Raw genomic sequence first — 19300 nt, forward strand, 5'->3', positions numbered from 1 at the left:
AGAGCGAATACATGTCGACTCATGATACGTACTACGTACCAGCGCAAAGCAAATGGCCGATAATTGCCACGATTGGCCTGCTGGTCACCGTGTACGGCCTGGCGGTGTGGTTCAACGACTTGAAGGCTGCGCGCCCCGAATCCCACGGGCCGTGGATCTTTTTCGTCGGCGGCCTGTTGTTGGCCTACATGCTGTTTGGCTGGTTCGGTGCTGTGATCAAGGAAAGTCGCGACGGGCTGTACAGCGCGCAAATGGACCGCTCGTTTCGCTGGGGCATGACCTGGTTCATCTTTTCGGAGGTGATGTTCTTTATCGCGTTCTTCGGTGCGTTGTTTTATGTGCGGCACATGTCGGCGCCATGGCTGGCAGGTGAGGGCTCCAAAGGCGTTGCGCATATGCTGTGGCCGAACTTCGAGTTCGCCTGGCCCTTGCTCAATAACCCTGACCCCAAGCTCTATCCTGCGCCTGAAGGCACCATCAGCCCGTGGGGCCTGCCGTTGGTGAATACCATCCTGCTGGTGAGCTCCAGCGTGACCATCACCATCGCCCACCATGCCCTGCGTAAAGGCCATCGGGGTGCGCTGAAAATCTGGCTGGCGATCACAGTGCTGTTGGGCTTGGCGTTTCTCGGGTTCCAGGCCGAGGAGTACATCCACGCCTATAAAGAACTGGGCCTGACCCTGGGTTCAGGGGTATACGGCGCCACGTTCTTCATGCTGACGGGCTTTCACGGCGCCCACGTAACCATCGGCACCATCATTTTATTCGTGATGCTGATGCGCATCCTGCGTGGGCATTTCAACGCCGAGCACCAGTTCGGCTTCGAGGCGGCCAGTTGGTATTGGCACTTTGTGGACGTGGTGTGGATCGGGTTGTTTTTCTTTGTTTATGTGCTGTGAGGCGGATTACCAAGGCGCATGAGAGACCAGTTGGCCGCTGAAAAAGCCCCAGGCGATCAAGCCCACGGTGATCACGGCCAGTACCACACGCACGGTCAAGGCAGTGACGAGGCGGTTGGAGTTGCCCTCGTCCTTGACCAGGAAGAACAGGCCACTGAACAGGCTCACGACAGTCGCGATCAGCATCAGGGCAATGGCTGCTTTGAGCATGGTCTGGCTCCAGGGCTACAGAGGGAGGGGCGATGAGATCCAGTATAGCCAGTGCCATGCAGCGCTTTCGTCCAGGTATCGCGCCGACGCTGGTGGTGCTGGTGTTGCTGCCGCTCATGGTGAGCCTGGGGTTCTGGCAACTGTCCCGTGGGCATGAAAAACAGCTGCTGGTGGAGCGTTATGCCGAGCGCCGCGCTGCCGAGCCGATCAGCAGTGCGCAGCTCAATGATATGGCCGACCCTGCCTTTCGCCGCGTCCATCTTCGCGGGCAATTGGACGCTGCGCACAGCATATTGCTGGATAACCGTATGCGTGACGGCAAGGCAGGTGTCGAGCTGCTGCAACCCTTTCAGGACCAGGCTAGCGGCCTGTGGCTGTTGCTTAATCGCGGCTGGTTGCCGTGGCCGGACCGGCGCACGCCGCCGGCCTTCTCCACGCCTGAACAGGCATTGAATCTTGACGCCTGGGTGTACGTCGCCCCCGGCGGGACCTTCCAACTGCATGCCGACCCTGCCAGCGCGCAATGGCCACGTTTGCTCACCGCACTGCATCCCGCCGCGCTGTGGGACGAGCTGGGGCGCAGCGGCTTTGCCTACGAACTGCGTGCCGAAGCGGGCCCGGGTACGTACGAAACCACCTGGCCTATCGTTGCCATGGGCCCGGAAAAACACTTGGCCTACGCAGTGCAGTGGTTCGCCATGGCACTGGCACTGCTGGTGCTTTACCTCTACCTCGGATGGCACAACAAAAAGGAGAAGCCCCATGGGAGCGGCCATGAATCCACCCAGCACGTCTGAAACGCCGGACCGGCGCAAAGGGCGCTGGCAGCTGATTTTGATCCTCATGATGGTGATCGGTCCGATGGCGCTGGCCACCTTCATGTACAAGTTGCAGTTCTGGGTGCCGGACAGCCGCAGCTATCACGGTGAACTGATCGGCAACGGCCAGACCCGTGCCGATATCGGCGTGCAGGCCGGCGAAGGTCGGTGGCAACTGTTGGTCACCGCACCCACCGCCTGCGCCGCCGATTGCCAACAACTGGTGTACTTGGCGCGCCAACTGCAAATCAGCCTTGGCCGTGATGCGTCCCGCGCCAACCATGCCCTGGCGGCTGCGCAACCGCTGAGCACCGACTATGAGGCCAAGCTCAAGGCTGAGTACCCGCAACTGCAGCGCTACCCGCTGGATGTGTCGACCTTTGCCAGGAACGCCGCGGCGCCCGGTGAGGCTCAACTGTGGATCGTCGACCCCCACGGCAACCTGGTGCTGCGCTACGACGCCAAGGTCAAGGGCAAGGACTTGCTCAACGACCTGCGCCTGCTGCTGAAACTGTCGAACATCGGATAGGGGCACCGTCATGGCCAAGCCTGGATTTCGCCTCGCGCTGTTTGCCACCTTATTGGCGCTGATCGTCGTGCTGCTCGGTGCCTATACCCGGCTGACCCACGCCGGGCTCGGCTGCCCGGACTGGCCCGGTTGCTACGGCTTTATCAGCGTGCCGCAAAGCGAAGCCCAACTGGCCCATGCCGAACTGCATTTTCCGGATGCGCCGGTAGAGGCTGACAAGGGCTGGGCAGAAATGACCCATCGCTACTTCGCCGGCACCCTGGGGCTGCTGATCGCGCTGCTGGCGGCGCGTGCGTGGAGCCATCGACGCGATCCGGGCCAACCGGTGAAACTGCCATTGTTTGTATTGGTGGTGGTGTTCGCCCAGGCGGCTTTTGGTATGTGGACGGTGACGTTGAAGCTCTGGCCGCAGGTGGTGACGGGGCATCTGCTGGGCGGCTTTGCGACCTTGAGCCTGTTGTTTCTGCTCACTTTGCGCCTGTCCGGTGTGCTGCCTGCGTTGATTGTGCCCAGGCGCCTGCAATATTGGGCAACGGCGGGGCTGGTACTGGTAATCGGGCAGATCGCGCTGGGCGGTTGGGTCAGTTCCAACTACGCGGCCGTGGCCTGTGTCGACCTACCGACCTGTCACGGCCAATGGTGGCCGGCGGCGGATTTTGCCAATGGCTTTCACCTGACCCAGCATATCGGCCCCAATTACCTGGGCGGCCAACTTGATAGCGAGGCGCGCACGGCGATCCACCTGACCCATCGCATCGGCGCGGTACTGGTCACCTTGGTGCTATTGGGGTTGGCCTGGCAACTGCGTGCAGTGGGCATGACGCGGTTGGCGGGCTTGCTGCTGATCGCCCTGGCTGCGCAAATCTGCCTGGGTGTGAGCAATGTGGCGTTCGGCCTGCCGCTGCCGGTGGCGGTGGGTCACAACGCGGGTGGAGCGGCCTTGTTGCTGAGCCTGGTGCTGGTCAATTACCACGCCCGCACGAGCCTGGTCCGGGTTCGCGCCCCGCTGACGCTCGGTTGGCGGTTCATCCCGCGCAAACAGGTCTCAGGCCTGATCACCCTTAAAGGAGAGATGCCATGGCGACCCTGATCGGCGCAGGTCACGATCGGGCAATCTGGCGTGACTATCTGGAGCTGACCAAGCCCAAAGTGGTGGTGCTGATGCTGATCACCTCGCTGGTGGGCATGTTCCTGGCCACCCGCGCTGGCGTGCCGTGGACGGTGCTGGTGTTCGGTAACCTGGGCATTGCCCTGTGTGCAGGCGGCGCGGCGGCGGTGAACCATGTGGTTGATCGGCGGATTGATGCGCTGATGGCGCGCACCCATAAGCGGCCACTGGCTGAGGGCCGTGTATCGCCCGCTGCAGCATTGGCCTTTGCGTTGTTGCTGGCGGTGGCGGGCCTGGCGCTGCTGTTGGCGTTCACCAACCCGCTGGCGGCCTGGCTGACATTGGCGTCGCTGCTCGGGTACGCGGTGATCTACACCGGTTTTCTCAAGCGGGCGACGCCGCAAAATATCGTCATCGGTGGCCTCGCCGGCGCAGCGCCGCCGCTGCTGGGTTGGGTGGCCGTCACCGGGCATGTGAGTGCCGAACCCCTGCTGTTGGTGCTGATTATCTTCGCCTGGACCCCGCCGCACTTCTGGGCCCTAGCCATTCACCGCAAAGAGGAATACGCCAAGGCCGACATCCCCATGTTGCCGGTCACCCATGGTGAGCACTACACCAAGGTGCATATCCTGCTATATACCTTCGCCTTGCTGGCGGTGAGCCTGATGCCCTATGTCATCCATATGAGTGGCGTGCTCTACCTGGCCTGTGCCCTGGTTTTGGGTGCACGCTTTCTGCAATGGGCCTGGGTGCTGTACCGTGGCAGCCAGCCGCACGCGGCGATCAACACGTTCAAGTACTCTATCTGGTACTTGTTGCTGCTGTTTATCGCCCTGCTCGTAGACCACTACTTACTGTTGAACCTATGACTCGAACTCAAAAAACCGTCTTCATCCTCGTGGCCCTGGTGGCGTTGATCATGGGCCTGACCGTCAACAAAGTGCTCTCGGGCAAAGGCCAGGGCGACCCGACCGCGCTGATCGACGCCGGCATCATCCTGCTGCCGCAAAGCCGCCAGTTGCCCGCAGTGAGCATGACCAACCAGGACGGCCAGCCGGTGCTGGCCAATGAATTGAAAGGCAAGTGGAGTCTGTTGTTCTTCGGCTACACCTTCTGCCCGGACATCTGCCCGACCACCCTCGCCCAGCTGCGCCAGATCAAGAGCGAGCTGCCTAAAGAGGCTGTGGATAAGTTGCAGGTGATTTTGGTCAGCGTCGATCCGAACCGCGATACTCCGGCCCAGCTCAAGCAGTACCTGGGTTACTTCGACCCGCAATTCCAGGGCCTGACCGGCGCGAATGTTGAGGATGTGCAGAAGGTATCGAATGCCGTGAGCATCCCCTTCATTCCGGCAGATACCAGCAAGCCGAATTACACCGTGGACCACAGCGGCAACCTGGCGCTGATCGGCCCGGACGGTACCCAGCGTGGGTTTATCCGTGCGCCGTTGAACAACCAGAAGCTGGTAGCGCAGTTGCCAGGCTTGCTACAGCGCAAGTAGCAGGCAACACAAAGCAAATGTGGGAGGGGGCAAGCCCCCTCCCACATTTTGATCTCCGGTGTGTTGGAGATCGGGGCATCAGAACGCCGGCTTGATCGCGCCTTTGTACTTCTCTTCGATGAATTTTTTCACTTCAGGCGTGTGCAAGGCTGCAACCAGCTTCTTCACTGCGTCCGAATCCTTGTTATCTTCGCGGGTCACCAGGATGTTCACATAAGGCGAGTCGCTGCCTTCGATGACCAGGGCGTCCTTGGATGGATCCAGCTTGGCTTCCAGGGCGTAGTTGGTGTTGATCAGTGCCAGGTCGACCTGGGTCAACACGCGCGGCAGGGTGGCGGCTTCCAGTTCGCGGAACTTCAGGTTTTTATCGTTGCCGGTGATGTCCTTGATGGTCGACAGGATGTTGGTCGGGTCCTTCAGGGTGATCAGACCGTTCTTGGCCAGCAGCAACAGCGCACGACCGCCGTTGGTGGCGTCGTTAGGGATCACCACGTTGGCGCCGTCAGGCAGGTCGGCCAGTTTCTTGTACTTGCTGGAGTAGGCGCCCAGCGGCTCCAGGTGCACGCCGCCAACGCTCACCAGGTGAGTACCCTTGGCCTTGTTGAACTCATCCAGGTACGGCTGGTGCTGGAAGAAGTTGGCGTCCAGGCGTTTTTCAGCCACCTGCACGTTTGGCTGCACGTAATCGGTGAAAACTTTAACCTGCAAATCCACGCCTTCTTTGGCAAGGGCGGGCTTCACGAATTCGAGGATTTCCGCATGAGGCACCGGCGAGGCAGCGACCTTGATCGTCTCGGCATGGGCGGAAAACGCGGCAACGGCAGCGAAGGCAACCAGTAGTTTTTTCATCCAGCAAGCTCCTTGTTCGGGCATCTGCCGGCTGTGAGCCGGCAATGGCCGTTATTTTCGAGAAAAATGCACCACCAGCCTGTCGCCGACGGTTTGCAGAATTTGCACCAGGATCAACAGCATTACCACGGTGACTACCATCACATCGGTCTGGAAGCGCTGGTAACCAAAACGGATTGCCAGGTCACCCAGGCCACCAGCTCCGACTACACCGGCCATGGCCGTGTAGGAAACCAGTGTAATCGCCGTCACCGTAATCGCCGCAAAAATGCCGGGGCGCGCCTCGGGCAACAAGGCGTTGGTGATGATCTGGCGGGTGCTCGCACCCATGGATTGGGTGGCTTCGATGATGCCGCGGTCGACTTCGCGCAGGGCCGTTTCTACCAGCCGCGCAAAGAATGGCGTAGCACCTACGACCAGCGGCGGGATCGCGCCGGCAACGCCCAGCGATGTACCGGTGATCAGGACGGTGAACGGAATCATCACGATCAACAGAATGATGAACGGCAGCGAGCGCAGGATATTCACGATCAGCGACAGCAGCGCGTACAGGCCTTTTTGTTCGAACAGCTGGCGCGGGCTGGTCAGGAACAGCAGCACACCCAGAGGCAGGCCCAACAGCACGGTGAAGAACAGCGAGCCGAACAGCATGGTCATGGTGTCGCCGGTGGCGAGCCAGATTTCGGACCAGTCGATATTGGCAAAGAAACTCAGGAAAACGTCCATCAGCGCAGGACCTCCATGTGAACGTCGGCGGCGGTGAAGCGCGCAAACGCGGCCTCCATGTCACCGCCGGTGACGGCGAGGGTCAGTTGCCCGTAAGGGATGTCTTTGATGCGGTCGATACGACCGGCCAGGATGCTGTAGTCCACGCCTGTTTCGCGAGCGACGGTACCCAGCAATGGCGCGTAGGTCGCATCGCCCTGGAACGTCAGGCGTACGATGCGGCCCGGCACGTGGGCGAAGTCGTCGCGCTGCTCGCCTTCGTCAACCTGTTCGGCTTCCTGAACGAAACGCTTGGTGGTCGGATGCTTTGGGTGCAGGAACACATCGGCGACCGAACCTTGCTCGACGATCACGCCAGCGTCCATCACTGCAACTTGGTCACACACGCGGCGGATCACATCCATTTCATGGGTGATCAGCACGATGGTCAGGTTCAGTTCGCGGTTGATCTCGGCCAACAGTTGCAGGACTGACGCGGTGGTCTGTGGGTCGAGGGCGCTGGTGGCTTCGTCGCACAGCAGGATCTTTGGCTTGGTCGCCAGGGCGCGGGCAATACCGACGCGCTGTTTCTGACCGCCGGACAGCTGCGCCGGGTACTTCCTGGCGTGGTCCGACAGGCCGACGCGAGCAAGCAGCTCAGCCACGCGCTGGTCGATCTCCTTGCGCGACAATTCACCGGCAAGCGTCAGTGGCAGAGCGACGTTGTCGGCCACGGTCTTGGACGCCAGCAGGTTGAAGTGCTGGAAGATCATCCCGACCTGCTGACGGAAGCGGCGTAGGCCGTTGGCATCCAGGGCGGTGACTTCTTCATCGTCGACCGTGATCTGCCCGCCGCTGGGTTCTTCCAGGCGGTTGATCAGGCGCAGCAGTGTGCTTTTACCCGCACCCGAGTGGCCAATCAGGCCAAACACCTGGCCATTGGCGACGCGCAGACTGGTGGGGTGCAGTGCGGGGATATCCTTACCGGCGACGCGGTAGGTTTTATGGACGTTTTGAAACTCGATCACGTAGCGAACCTTGTGGGGCGCATTGAAAAGGGATCAGCGGTTAGCCGGGCGCGCATTTTAGCCTGTCCATCTAGTGTTTCTTAGCATTTATTTCGTATCCATCCAGCGATTTGGCAATAACGAGACCAAAGGTCATAAAAAAGGAACGGCCCAAAACCCTGTCAGTCACTACTTAAGCAATTCGATCTCCCGGGTGCCGTGCCTGGGGTTTCGCTCAAACGAGCCGGGGACCGCTCTGGCCACTTTGACTAAGGAGTTTTGACTGATGAGTACCAAGAAGCCAGCCACCCCGCCCAAGAGTGAAGTCGCGGGCACTGATACCCTGGACCGAGGCAATACCAACGCCAAATTGCAGGCGTTGGAAGAATTCCGTTCCGATGCGACCGGCCAGGCCCTGCGCACCAACCAGGGCGTGAAGATTTCCGACAACCAGAACAGCTTGAAAGTCGGCGCCCGTGGCCCTTCGCTGCTGGAAGACTTCATCATGCGTGAAAAGATCACGCACTTTGACCATGAGCGTATCCCTGAGCGCATCGTGCATGCCCGTGGTACCGGCGCCCATGGTTATTTCCAGAGCTATGGTGACCATTCGGCACTGACCAAGGCCGGTTTCCTGCGCACGCCCGAGCATAAAACGCCGGTATTCGCGCGTTTTTCCACGGTGCAGGGCCCGCGCGGTTCCGGCGACACCGTGCGCGATGTGCGCGGTTTTGCCGTGAAGTTCTTCACCGACGAAGGCAACTTCGACCTGGTGGGCAACAACATGCCGGTGTTTTTCATTCAGGATGCGATCAAGTTTCCTGACTTTGTACACGCGGTAAAACCTGAGCCGCACAACGAGATACCTACCGGCGGCTCGGCACACGACACCTTCTGGGATTTCGTGTCGTTGCAGCCGGAGTCGGCGCACATGGTGATCTGGGCCATGTCTGACCGGGCGATTCCAAAAAGCCTGCGCGCCATGCAGGGTTTTGGTGTGCACACCTTCCGCTTGATCAATACCGAAGGTAAATCCAGCTTCGTGAAATTTCACTGGCGCCCAAAAGTAGGCACGTGCTCCCTGGTATGGGACGAGGCGCAAAAGCTGGCCGGTAAGGACACGGACTATCACCGCCGTGACCTGTGGGAATCGATTGAGAGCGGCGATTACCCCGAGTGGGAACTGGGTGTGCAGATCGTGGCGGAAGAAGACGAACACAAGTTCGATTTCGACTTGCTCGACCCGACCAAAATTATCCCTGAAGAGCTGGTGCCGATCACACCGCTGGGCAAGATGGTGCTCAACCGTAACCCGGATAACTTCTTCGCTGAAGTCGAGCAGGTCGCGTTTTGCCCTGGCCATATCGTGCCGGGCATCGACTTTACCAACGACCCGCTGCTGCAAGGCCGCTTGTTTTCCTACACGGATACGCAGATCAGTCGGTTGGGCGGCCCCAACTTCCATGAGATTCCGATCAACCGCCCGGTAGTGCCTTTCCATAACGGCCAGCGCGACGCTCAACATCGCACCGTGATCGATAAAGGGCGGGCCTCGTACGAGCCGAACTCGATTGATGGTGGCTGGCCGAAAGAAACGCCTGCCGGTCCTGCCGATGGAGGTTTCGAGTCCTACTACGAGCGCGTCGATGCCAATAAGGTGCGCGAGCGCAGCGAGTCGTTCGGCGACCATTTCTCCCAGGCCACGTTGTTTTACAACAGCATGAGCCACCACGAGAAAGAGCACATCATCGCGGCCTACAGCTTCGAGTTGGGCAAGGTTGAGCGCGAGTTTATCCGGGCGCGTCAAGTCAACGAGATCCTGGCCAACATTGACCTGGAACTGGCCAAACGCGTGGCGCAGAACCTGGGCTTGCCAGCGCCGACCAAGGGCACGGTGCCCGCACGTGAAACATCGCTGAAGGAATCACCGGCATTGAGCCAGGTGAATTTGCTGTCTGGCGATATCAAGACGCGCAAGGTGGCGATTCTGGCGGCTAACGGCGTTGATGGTGCGGCAATTGATGCGCTCAAGGCAGCGCTGGAGGCAGAGGGTGCCCATGCCAAGTTGCTGGGCCCGACTTCGGCGCCTGTGACCACTGCCGATGGCAAGACGCTACCCGTAGACGCTTCGATGGAAGGCATGCCGTCCATTGCCTTCGACGCGGTGTTTATCCCGGGCGGTAAGGACTCGGTGAAGGCGTTGAGCGGCGATGGCGTGGCGTTGCATTACGTACTGGAAGCGTACAAGCACCTCAAGGCGATTGCGGTGGCCAGTGATGTGAAACCGTTGCTGGACTTGCTGAAGCTGGAAGCGGATGCGGGGTTGATCGTGGGCGCTGATGCCAAGGCGTTCAAGGCGTTCTTTGCTGCGATTGCACAGCATCGGGTTTGGGAGCGGGAGCCGAAATCCAAGGCGATTCCGGCTTAAATTATCGGTTGTTTGTTAGATCGTCATCGCAGGCAAGCCAGCTCCCACACTTGAATGTGTTCACCCTTCAAATGTGGGAGCTGGCTTGCCTGCGATGCTTTTAGTCCGCCTTGCGCGGAATCAGCACAACCTGCGCCGGAATGTGTTTCAGGATCTGCCGGTGAATCTTCAGGTCATACCCCGAATCAATTCGTTTCACCCGTTTGGTCAGCAATGTGGCCAGCCACGGGTAATCCTGGGTGCGTGGCACCTGGATGCTGACATCGCACTGGTAATTCACCACGTCGGTGGCGATGGCATCCAACTGATGACGCATGTCTTCGACATCCGCGAGGTTCAGCGCCACGGTGGTGCTCGGCGCTGCGGGGTCGATGACCTTGGCCGCAGGCTTGGCTTCGGCGGCTTTCAACGCGGCTTCTGCCTGATCCAGCTCGGCCTTGCGCGCATGGCTGATAGCGCTGTTGACGCCACCGGTCAGTGCCGGGGCTTTTGGCATCAGCGCGCGGGCCCGGCTCAGGGCGGTGGCGGCGGCGTTGACATCGCCTTTTTGCAGCACGATCTGGCTGCGCTGCAGGTAGGCTTCGGCCAGTTGACGCTGATAGGCCTCAAGTGCGGGATCGTTGGGGGACTGGGCCTGCAACGCCGCAAGTTGGTCTTCGGCGGTTGCCAGTTCGCTGCTGGCCAGGTTTTGCTCCAGCTGCGCGATGGCCACAGCGCGTGAGTCCGGGGCCTCGGGGGCAGCGGGCGGCGTGCTTTGACAGGCACCCAGCAGCAGGGAAAATGCGGCAAGGAGCAGATAACTCGAGGTGAACGGCTTCATTCCTGCGACTCTCTATTTGCGCAAAAAGCGAGCAAGTCTACACCCCTCGACGGGGCAGGACAAAACTCAGCAGAAACAGGGCGGCCGCCGTAACCACAATCGACGGCCCGGCTGGCGTGTCCTTGAACCAGGACAGCGCCAGGCCCCCGCACACTGCACACATTCCCAAGAGGCTGGCGCCGATTGCCATCTGCTCCGGTGAGCGGGCATGACGCTGGGCGGCGGCGGCGGGAATGATCAGCAGCGACGTGATCAACAATACGCCGACTATCTTCATCGCGACAGCGATCACCACGGCGATGAGCAACATCAGGGCCATGCGCAGCCCTGCGACGGGCAAGCCTTCAACCCGGGCGAGTTCTTCATGCACGGTGATCGCCAGCATCGGGCGCCACAGGGCCACCAACAACACCAGTACGCCAGCGCTGCCGCCGAGGATCCAGGCCAGATCAGTCGGGCTGATCGCCAGCAGGTCGCCGAACAGGTAGGCCATCAGGTCGATGCGCACTTCATGCATGAAGCTCAATACCACCAGGCCCAGGGACAGGGTGCTTGGCGCGAGGATGCCCAGCAGGGTGTCGGAGGCCAGCGGCTGGCGTTGTTGCAAGGTCACCAGCAGTACCGCCAGCAGCAGGCAGCCCACGGTTACGGCGATGGTCGGGCTCACGTCCAGCAGAAAGCCCATGGCCACGCCCAGCAACGCCGCATGGGACAAGGTGTCACCGAAATAGGCCATGCGCCGCCAGACCACAAACGAGCCCAGCGGGCCCGCCACCAGTGCCAGAGCCAAGCCTGCCAGCAGGGCGTAGAGCAGAAAATCAGCCATGCTTGCAGCTATCTCCATGAACGTGGGGAGTATCGACAACGGCACCATGCAGGTCATGGGCGTGGTCGTGATGATGGTGGTAGATCGCCAGGCTCTGGGCGTTTTTGCCGAACAGTTCCACGAACGCCGGGTCGCCACTGACCTGTTCCGGGTGGCCGGAGCAGCACACATGGCGGTTGAGGCAGACCACCTGGTCGGTGGTGCTCATCACCAGGTGCAGATCATGGGAGACCATCAGCACGCCGCAGCCATGGCGGTCGCGCAGGCGGGTGATCAGGCTGTACAGCTCGGCCTGGCCGGCGACGTCGACGCCTTGTACGGGCTCATCGAGCACCAGCAACTCTGGCTCGCGCAACAAGGCGCGGGCCAGCAGCACGCGCTGCATTTCGCCGCCGGAGATGCTTTGCACCGGGCTGTCGATCACCTGCTCGGCGCCGACTTCCTTGAGCGCGGCCTGTGCACGGGCGCGGTCGACACCGGGCACCAGGCGCAGGAAGCGCAATACGGACAGCGGCAGGGTCGGGTCCACGTGCAGTTTTTGCGGCATATAGCCCACGCGCAGTTTGGGCTTGCGCCATACACTGCCGCTGTCGGGCTTGAGCAGGCCAAGCACGGCGCGCACCAAGGTGGTCTTGCCTGCGCCATTGGGGCCGATCAACGTGACGATTTGCCCCGGCTCCACGCTCAGCGCGATGTTTTCCAGCACGTTCTGTCCGGCGAACGTGACGCCGACCTGCTCCAGACGGATCAACGCGTTGCTCATCAAGCCCCCTGGCAGCCCGCGCACAGGCCGACCACTTCAACCGTTTGCCCCTCGACCTTGAAGCCGACGTCGGCAGAGCTTTGGATAATGGCGTCACTGATGCTTTTTTGTTCAAGCTCGATGGCCGCGTGGCACTCGCGACAGATCAGGAACTGGCCCTGATGCGCGTGCTCCGGGTGGTTGCAGCCGACAAACGCGTTGAGCGAGGCGATACGGTGAACCAGGCCATTTTCCAGCAGGAAATCCAGTGCGCGGTACACGGTAGGTGGTGCAGCGCGGCGGCCGTCCTGTTCGCTGAGTACGCCAAGAATGTCGTACGCGCCCAGCGGTTTGTGGCTCTGCCACACCAACTCCAGCACCCGGCGACGCAAGGCGGTCAGGCGCAAGCCTTTTTGTGCGCACAGGGTATCGGCCTCTGACAATGCGGTGTGCACGCAGTGAGAGTGGTCGTGGGGACGGCTGGCAAGCGGTGTTTTAGGCATGAGCGGCGACAGATATTTGATAGAGACGTTATTATGTTACCCGTTCCTACGCCATTGAGTGGTCATCGTGTCCCGACTTTTTCCCGTTTTTGTCGTATTTGTCACCAGTTTGTTCGTTGCGGGTGCCGCTCAGGCCGATGTGAAGGTGCTGACCAGCATCAAGCCGTTGCAGCTGATTGCCGCGGCGGTGCAGGACGGTGTGGCGGTTCCGGAGGTATTGCTGCCGCCGGGTGCGTCGCCGCATAACTTCGCATTGCGCCCATCCGACGTACGGCGCGTGCAGTCGGTGGACCTGTTGTATTGGATCGGACCGGACATGGAAACCTTTTTGCCGCGCGTGTTGAAAGGCCGTACGGCAAATACCGTGGCGGTGCAGGACCTGCCAGGGATGAAATTACGTATTTTCGGCGAAGATAGCCATTCCCACGCCGACGATGCCGACGAGCATGACCATTATCATCGACCTGGCAGCGTCGATGCGCATTTATGGTTGTCAACGGTGAACGCGCGGGTAATCGCCACGCGCATGGCTGCGGACCTCAGTGCGGCTGATCCTGCAAACGCCGAGCGTTATCAGAGCAACGCCAAAGCTTTTGGTGAGCGCCTGGATGCGTTGGATGCGCGCTTGAAAAAGCGACTGGCGAGCGTCGATGGCAAGCCTTACTTCGTATTCCATGAGGCGTTTGACTACTTCGAAGAGGCTTACGGCCTCAAGCACACCGGCGTATTCAGCGTGGCCGCCGAAGTGCAGCCAGGTGCCCAGCATGTAGCGGCGATGCGCACGCGCTTGCAGGAGGTGGGCAAGACCTGCGTGTTCAGCGAGCCGCCGTTGCGGCCGCGATTGGCCGAGACGCTGGTTGCCGGGTTGCCGGTGAAGTTGGCGGAGCTGGATGCGTTGGGTGGCTATACCCCGGCTACCGCTCAGGGTTATGAGCAGGTCCTGGAGAAGCTAGGTAATGATTTGGCTGGCTGTCTGGAGTCGCTTTAACCATCGCCGCATAACCAATGTGGGAGCGGGCTTGCCCGCGATGGCGGCGTGTCAGTCGACACCGCTATCGCAGGCAAGCCAGCTCCCACATTTTTTTGACCGAGTAGGCCTTTTAGAGCGCGAACGGCAGGTGGACACTGACCTGCTGGCGTTGCGCCAGACGGTGCTCGAACTCAGCGGGGTCGTGAATGAGAACATCCTGGCCGGCAAACGACTCCGCGGCGATCAGTCGTGACAGCCAGAAACGCACGCACGCCACACGCAGCAGGGTCGGCCATAGCTCGGCCTCCTTCGCGGTGAACGGTCGCAGCCCCGCGTAGGCTCCCAGCAGCGCCCGCGCTCGTTGCCCATCAAGCACGCCATCGGCATCCGAACACCAGTCATTCAAGGCAATCGCCACGTCGTAGAGCATCGGCCCCGAGCAGGCGTTGTAGAAGTCGATCATGCCCGTAAGGTGTGTGCCTTCGAACATCGCATTGTCGCGAAACAGATCGGCGTGAACGTTGGCCCGTGGCAGGCCGAGGATGTCAGCTTTGTGGGTTTCGATCTCGCTCAATGTGTCCTGCAGCAGGCGCTGCTGTGCGTCGTTGAGGTGTGAAATCAGCTGCGCGCCCTCACTGAGCATCCAGTCCAGCCCGCGGTCGGTCTTGCGCTCCAGCACTTTTTCGCCCTGAGTCGCCAAGTGCAGGTGGCCGAGCAGGTCGCCGACCTGGGCGCAATGTTGGGCGTTGGCGTCCTTGATGTGCTTGCCGGCCAGGCGCGGTTGCAGCAAGGCGGGTTTGCCCTTGAGTTCGCGCAAAGCGATACCGTCGGTGGTACGCAAGGCGTACGGCACCGGCAGGTTGGCGTCGTGGAGCACGTCGAGCAGTTCGATGAAGAACGGCATTTCTGCCACGGGGCCGCGCTCAACCAGGGTCAGGACAAACTCACCCTGCTCCAGGCTGATAAAGAAATTGGTGTTTTCGCTGCCGGCGGCAATCCCCTGGAAATCAAGCAGGCGGCCGAGCCCATAAGGGGCGAGAAAGGTTTCCAGCTCGGGCCGAGCCAGGGGGGTGAACACAGACATGGTTAAAACTGCCGTTACGGGCGCTGGCTTAGCAGCGCCGGTTAAAATTAAGAAATCATTTCCATTCGAAGATCTTCCATGACGGGATCAGCATATCCGGCTGGTCAGAGCGGATGAAGTTCGCATCGGTTCCGTCCGCGCGCACCAGGAAATACGGTGGAAAGCCTTTTTTTGTGATCTTGACTGCGTACAGGAAGCCGTTCTGGCGGTACTCCTGAATAGTCTTGTCGCCTTCCGTGCGAATGGTAACTTCCGGGTCTGCCGAAGGGGCATCGTCTGCCGCCATGGCAGCCATCGGAGCGAGTGCAATCAAACCGGTCAACAGCAGGCGATTGAATGTACGCATGATAACCTTGTCCCTTTGTTTTCATTGGTCCGGCTATTCTAGCGCCTGACCCGCCGAAAAGGTTGATCCTGCTCATGAGCCAAGCGCCCCTCGTCCTGGTGGACGGTTCTTCTTATCTGTACCGCGCCTTCCACGCGCTGCCACCGCTGACCACCTCCAAAGGCCTGCCGACCGGTGCGGTCAAGGGCGTGTTGAACATGCTCAAAAGCCTGCGCAAGCAGTACCCGGACAGCCCGTTCGCGGTGGTGTTCGACGCCAAGGGTGGGACCTTTCGCGATGAGATGTACGCCGAGTACAAGGCCAACCGCCCGAGTATGCCCGATGACATGCGCCTGCAAATCGAGCCGCTCCATCAAAGCGTGATCGCCCTGGGCTTCCCGTTGCTGTGCGTCGAAGGCGTCGAGGCTGACGACGTGATCGGCACCCTGGCGCGCAGCAGCGCGGCCGCCAGCCGCCCGGTGGTGATTTCGACCGGCGATAAAGACATGGCACAGCTGGTGGACGGGCACATTACCTTGGTCAACACCATGACCGGTAGCTCGATGGACGTTGAGGGCGTAAAGGAGAAATTCGGCGTCGCTCCCGAGCAGATCATCGACTATCTGGCGTTGATGGGCGATTCGTCCGACAACATCCCAGGCGTCCCGGGTATTGGGCCGAAGACCGCCTCGGGCTTGTTGGTGGGAGTGAATGGCGGCCTCAAAGAGCTTTATGAGCAGCTGGATATTGTGCCGACGCTGCCTATCCGCGGGGCCAAAACCCTGCCAGCCAAGCTTGAAGAGCACAAGGAGATGGCATTCCTGTCCTATCAGTTGGCGACGATCAAGATCGATGTGCCACTGGACGTGGGCCTGGATGACCTGCACCTGATCGAGCCGGATCGCGAAAAGCTGCTGGAGCTGTACACGCTGCTTGAGTTCAAGAGCTGGTACGACGAGATCCAGCGCGATGCCAAGCGTGTGGAGCTCAAGTCGGCGAGCGAGGTTGCACCTGCCGCCGAAACGCCGGTCGAGGCCGTTATATCGGTACCGGTAGAGGCGGTTTACACCACCGTCCTGGACCAGGCCACCTTCGACGTGTGGCTGAAAAAACTCAACGATGCGCCGTTGTTTGCCTTTGATACCGAAACCACCGGCATTGACGCTCAACAGGCGCAATTGGTTGGGGTCTCGTTTGCTGTGCAGCCCCATGAAGCCGCCTACATCCCGCTGACCCATTCCTATATCGGCGCGCCGGATCAATTGGATCGGGACACCGTGCTGCTGGCCTTGAAACCGCTGCTGGAAGACCCGACCAAACTCAAGGTTGGCCAGCACGCCAAGTTCGATATGAACATCCTCGCCAACTGCGCCATCGGTGGCGACCCTGCACAGGGCATCACTGTGCGTGGCATCGCCTTCGACACCATGCTCGAATCCTACGTGCTGAACTCCACGGCGACCCGCCATGACATGGACAGCCTGGCGAAGAAGTACCTGGACCACGACACGGTCAGCTTCCAGGACATTGCCGGCAAAGGCGCCAAGCAGCTGACGTTCGACCAGATTGCCCTTGAACAGGCAGGCCCTTACGCAGCCGAAGATGCCGATGTGACCTTGCGCCTGCATCAGGAGCTGCACGCAAAGCTGGCCGCGATCCCGAGCCTGGCCAGTGTGCTGACGGATATCGAGATGCCGTTGGTGCCGGTACTGGCACGTATCGAGCGCCAGGGCGCATTGGTGGACAAGGAGCTGCTGGGCATCCAGAGCATCGAGCTGGGTAACAAGATGGTCGAGCTGGAGCGCCAGGCCTTCGAGATCGCCGGTGAAGAATTCAACCTCGGTTCACCCAAGCAGCTTGGGGCGATTCTCTACGAGAAGCTGGGGATGCCGGTGTTGAAAAAGACCGGCAAGGGGCAGGCTTCCACCGCCGAAGAAGTGCTGGCCAAACTGGCCGAAGATGATTTTCCGTTGCCCAAGGTGCTGATGCAGTACCGCAGCATGAGCAAGCTCAAAAGTACCTACACCGACCGCCTTCCGGAGCAGATCAACCCTCGCACCGGGCGCATTCATACGTCTTACCATCAAGCGGTAGCGGCAACCGGGCGCTTGTCCTCCAGCGACCCGAACCTGCAGAACATCCCGGTGCGCACCGCCGAAGGGCGGCGGATTCGCCAGGCGTTTGTCGCGCCCAAGGGCTACAAGCTGCTGGCGGCGGACTATTCCCAGATCGAGCTGCGGATCATGGCGCACCTGTCCAAGGACGAAGGACTGATGAACGCCTTCCGAAACGATCTGGACGTGCACACCGCCACGGCTGCCGAGGTATTCAAGGTTGAGCTGGCTGAAGTCACGTCCAACCAGCGCCGCAGTGCCAAAGCAATCAACTTCGGCCTGATCTACGGCATGGGTGCCCAGAAGCTTGGCAAGGACATCGGCGTCGATACCAAGACCGCCAAGGCCTACATCGATGTGTACTTCGCCCGCTATCCAGGTGTTCGCGAATACATGGAGCGCACGCGTGCCCAGGCAGCGGACCAAGGCTATGTGGAAACCTTCTTCGGGCGGCGCCTGTACTTGCCGGATATCAACTCCAACAAGCCTCAGGAGCGCGCTGCGGCAGAGCGCACAGCCATTAACGCGCCCATGCAGGGCACGGCGGCGGACATCATCAAGAAAGCCATGGTGCAGGTGGATAACTGGCTGACCGAGTCGGGCCTGGATGCCAAGGTAATCCTGCAAGTGCACGACGAATTGGTGCTGGAGGTACGTGAGGACCTGGTCCCACAAGTCAGCGAGAAGATTCGCGAACATATGAGTGCTGCAGCCCGGCTGGACGTACCGTTGGTGGTGGATGTGGGCGTGGGCGATAACTGGGACCAAGCGCACTGATTGCAGAGCTGCGCCAACACCGAGGTGCTGGCGCAGTGCTTTAGAGCGCAAATCGCCGTCAGTTATTTCCAATAGTTTTTTGGAGCTGCCGGAACTTAACCTGTGAACTGCCACTCAGAGTTACTGAATGGGTGGTGAAGCCCTTCAATGCTCCTATGTTGTGTTAAGTGTTGGCAGATATCTGGACCCCGCCCTAGCGGTCCGGAACTTGGACCCCGAACTTCCCTCCCCATACGAAGTCCGGGGTTTTTTTTGCCCGCAGAAAAGTTACTCGGTAGCTTCTGCGCCTTTGTCCGCCAATTCCATCCAGCCGGCCAGCACCGTGTAAGCCTCTTCCAGGCCCATGCGCTTCGGCGCCGAGAACAGCTGGATAGTGATCGTATCGCCCCAGCCTTTACGGATGTCGGACTGCACTTTGAGCAGCGTGTTCTTGGCTGCGCCGTAGGTGAGCTTGTCGGCCTTGGTCAGCAGGATGTGCATCGGCATGCCGCTGGCGACGGCCCAGTCGAGCATCAGCAGGTCGAAGTCAGTCATCGGATGGCGGATGTCCATCATCAGAATCAGACCCTTCAAACTCTCCCGGCCACCCAGGTAAGCCTCAAGGTGACGCTGCCAGTGCAGCTTCAGCGGGATGGGTACTTTTGCATAACCGTAGCCCGGCAGGTCGACCAGACGCCGATCATCGTCTAGCTTGAAGAAATTGAGCAGTTGCGTGCGACCCGGGGTTTTCGAGGTGCGCGCCAGGCTGGCGTGGGTCAGGGTGTTCAGTGCGCTGGATTTGCCAGCGTTGGAGCGGCCGGCAAAGGCGACTTCAAAGCCCTCGTCATCGGGGCATTGGTCCACTTTGGCGGCGCTGAGCATGAACGTGGACTGTTGGCACAGGCCGAGGATGGGATTCTTGAGTTGCATGAGATTTCCGATGTGGGCGGTGCCGAAAAAGGGTGCGGCAAGCGGTGTCGTTTCCGTTTCAGTAGCGCCAGTATATAATGCCGCAGATTTTGTGTGTGCTTTGTCCCAGCGAAGGATGAAGTTCACGGGAGCGAAAGACCTTTATTGCGCATTAGAACGCAAAACGCTCTCAAACC

20 protein-coding genes are annotated in these 19300 nt (G+C 60.4%); 9 read left to right on the plus strand and 11 right to left on the minus strand.

From position 1 onward, the window contains the following. The first annotated feature begins 11 nt into the window (after window positions 1–11). The gene (locus tag E4O98_RS02030; protein ID WP_005783427.1) at window positions 12–899 is read left to right on the plus strand and encodes a cytochrome c oxidase subunit 3; all 888 of its coding nucleotides are present in this window, start codon (window positions 12–14) and stop codon (window positions 897–899) included. A gap of 6 nt (window positions 900–905) precedes the next feature. Here E4O98_RS02030 and E4O98_RS02035 read toward each other — a convergent pair whose 3' ends face one another. After that, entirely contained in the window at window positions 906–1109 is a 204-nt protein-coding gene (locus E4O98_RS02035; RefSeq protein ID WP_032878566.1) for a twin transmembrane helix small protein, read from the minus strand. Window positions 1110–1141: 32 nt separating this feature from the next. Between E4O98_RS02035 and E4O98_RS02040 the strand changes: the two genes are divergently transcribed. The 5 genes from E4O98_RS02040 to E4O98_RS02060 are packed head-to-tail and all read left to right on the plus strand — an operon-like array spanning window position 1142 to window position 5065. Continuing rightward, the gene (locus tag E4O98_RS02040; protein WP_248134025.1) at window positions 1142–1906 is read left to right on the plus strand and encodes an SURF1 family protein; all 765 of its coding nucleotides are present in this window, start codon (window positions 1142–1144) and stop codon (window positions 1904–1906) included. Further along, window positions 1872–2456 (plus strand): hypothetical protein, encoded by a 585-nt coding sequence (locus tag E4O98_RS02045; protein ID WP_005783430.1) that lies wholly within the window; start codon window positions 1872–1874, stop codon window positions 2454–2456. Before E4O98_RS02040 ends, E4O98_RS02045 begins: the two co-directional genes overlap by 35 nt. A gap of 10 nt (window positions 2457–2466) precedes the next feature. Further along, window positions 2467–3546, plus strand: coding sequence for a COX15/CtaA family protein (locus tag E4O98_RS02050; protein WP_032878564.1), 1080 nt, complete (start codon window positions 2467–2469; stop codon window positions 3544–3546). Further along, window positions 3534–4433: a heme o synthase gene (cyoE, locus tag E4O98_RS02055; protein ID WP_248134027.1), complete on the plus strand. Its 900-nt coding sequence runs from the start codon at window positions 3534–3536 to the stop codon at window positions 4431–4433. The genes E4O98_RS02050 and cyoE overlap by 13 nt, the downstream gene beginning before the upstream one ends. Further along, window positions 4430–5065: an SCO family protein gene (locus tag E4O98_RS02060; RefSeq protein WP_005783433.1), complete on the plus strand. Its 636-nt coding sequence runs from the start codon at window positions 4430–4432 to the stop codon at window positions 5063–5065. Before cyoE ends, E4O98_RS02060 begins: the two co-directional genes overlap by 4 nt. A 78-nt stretch (window positions 5066–5143) precedes the next feature. On the opposite strand, the gene E4O98_RS02065 is transcribed toward E4O98_RS02060, so the two are convergent. The 3 genes from E4O98_RS02065 to E4O98_RS02075 are packed head-to-tail and all read right to left on the minus strand — an operon-like array spanning window position 5144 to window position 7647. Continuing rightward, window positions 5144–5914: a MetQ/NlpA family ABC transporter substrate-binding protein gene (locus E4O98_RS02065; protein ID WP_032878561.1), complete on the minus strand. Its 771-nt coding sequence runs from the start codon at window positions 5912–5914 to the stop codon at window positions 5144–5146. 51 nt (window positions 5915–5965) lie between these two features. Further along, entirely contained in the window at window positions 5966–6640 is a 675-nt protein-coding gene (locus tag E4O98_RS02070) for a methionine ABC transporter permease (RefSeq protein WP_005783435.1), read from the minus strand. Further along, entirely contained in the window at window positions 6640–7647 is a 1008-nt protein-coding gene (locus E4O98_RS02075; protein WP_103734077.1) for a methionine ABC transporter ATP-binding protein, read from the minus strand. Before E4O98_RS02075 ends, E4O98_RS02070 begins: the two co-directional genes overlap by 1 nt. Window positions 7648–7912: 265 nt before the next feature. Between E4O98_RS02075 and katE the strand changes: the two genes are divergently transcribed. Beyond that, window positions 7913–10054 carry a catalase HPII gene (gene katE, locus E4O98_RS02080; protein ID WP_078822718.1) on the plus strand — a complete coding sequence of 714 codons (2142 nt, stop codon included), beginning with the start codon at window positions 7913–7915 and terminating at the stop codon, window positions 10052–10054. Between the two features lie 100 nt (window positions 10055–10154). On the opposite strand, the gene E4O98_RS02085 is transcribed toward katE, so the two are convergent. The 4 genes from E4O98_RS02085 to E4O98_RS02100 are packed head-to-tail and all read right to left on the minus strand — an operon-like array spanning window position 10155 to window position 12957. After that, on the minus strand, window positions 10155–10874 hold the full coding sequence (locus E4O98_RS02085; protein WP_248134029.1) for a PA5502 family lipoprotein: 720 nt from the start codon (window positions 10872–10874) through the stop codon (window positions 10155–10157). A gap of 37 nt (window positions 10875–10911) precedes the next feature. Continuing rightward, entirely contained in the window at window positions 10912–11700 is a 789-nt protein-coding gene (gene znuB / locus E4O98_RS02090; protein WP_032878556.1) for a zinc ABC transporter permease subunit ZnuB, read from the minus strand. Further along, entirely contained in the window at window positions 11693–12463 is a 771-nt protein-coding gene (gene znuC, locus E4O98_RS02095; protein WP_005783440.1) for a zinc ABC transporter ATP-binding protein ZnuC, read from the minus strand. Before znuC ends, znuB begins: the two co-directional genes overlap by 8 nt. Beyond that, a complete protein-coding gene (locus E4O98_RS02100; protein ID WP_177327430.1) occupies window positions 12463–12957 on the minus strand; it encodes a Fur family transcriptional regulator in 495 nt (164 codons plus the stop codon). The genes znuC and E4O98_RS02100 overlap by 1 nt, the downstream gene beginning before the upstream one ends. 46 nt (window positions 12958–13003) lie before the next feature. Here E4O98_RS02100 and E4O98_RS02105 point away from each other — a divergent pair, with 46 nt between their 5' ends. Then, window positions 13004–13933 carry a zinc ABC transporter substrate-binding protein gene (locus tag E4O98_RS02105; RefSeq protein WP_248134032.1) on the plus strand — a complete coding sequence of 310 codons (930 nt, stop codon included), beginning with the start codon at window positions 13004–13006 and terminating at the stop codon, window positions 13931–13933. 112 nt (window positions 13934–14045) lie between these two features. Here the strand turns inward: E4O98_RS02105 and E4O98_RS02110 are convergent, their stop codons facing one another. Both E4O98_RS02110 and E4O98_RS02115 read right to left on the minus strand, forming a co-directional pair. Continuing rightward, window positions 14046–14999, minus strand: a complete 954-nt coding sequence (locus E4O98_RS02110) for a homoserine kinase (RefSeq protein WP_248134034.1) — start codon at window positions 14997–14999, stop codon at window positions 14046–14048. 55 nt (window positions 15000–15054) lie between these two features. Beyond that, window positions 15055–15345, minus strand: a complete 291-nt coding sequence (locus E4O98_RS02115) for a DUF2782 domain-containing protein (RefSeq protein ID WP_032878552.1) — start codon at window positions 15343–15345, stop codon at window positions 15055–15057. Between the two features lie 74 nt (window positions 15346–15419). Here E4O98_RS02115 and polA point away from each other — a divergent pair, with 74 nt between their 5' ends. Continuing rightward, window positions 15420–18215, plus strand: coding sequence for a DNA polymerase I (polA, locus tag E4O98_RS02120; protein WP_248134036.1), 2796 nt, complete (start codon window positions 15420–15422; stop codon window positions 18213–18215). A 267-nt stretch (window positions 18216–18482) separates the two neighbouring features. Here the strand turns inward: polA and yihA are convergent, their stop codons facing one another. Continuing rightward, window positions 18483–19124, minus strand: a complete 642-nt coding sequence (gene yihA, locus E4O98_RS02125) for a ribosome biogenesis GTP-binding protein YihA/YsxC (RefSeq protein ID WP_005783451.1) — start codon at window positions 19122–19124, stop codon at window positions 18483–18485. Window positions 19125–19300: the final 176 nt, after the last annotated feature.

The organism is Pseudomonas sp. W2Jun17, assembly GCF_023127795.1.
In the GTDB taxonomy this organism is placed as follows: domain Bacteria; phylum Pseudomonadota; class Gammaproteobacteria; order Pseudomonadales; family Pseudomonadaceae; genus Aquipseudomonas; species Aquipseudomonas synxantha_A.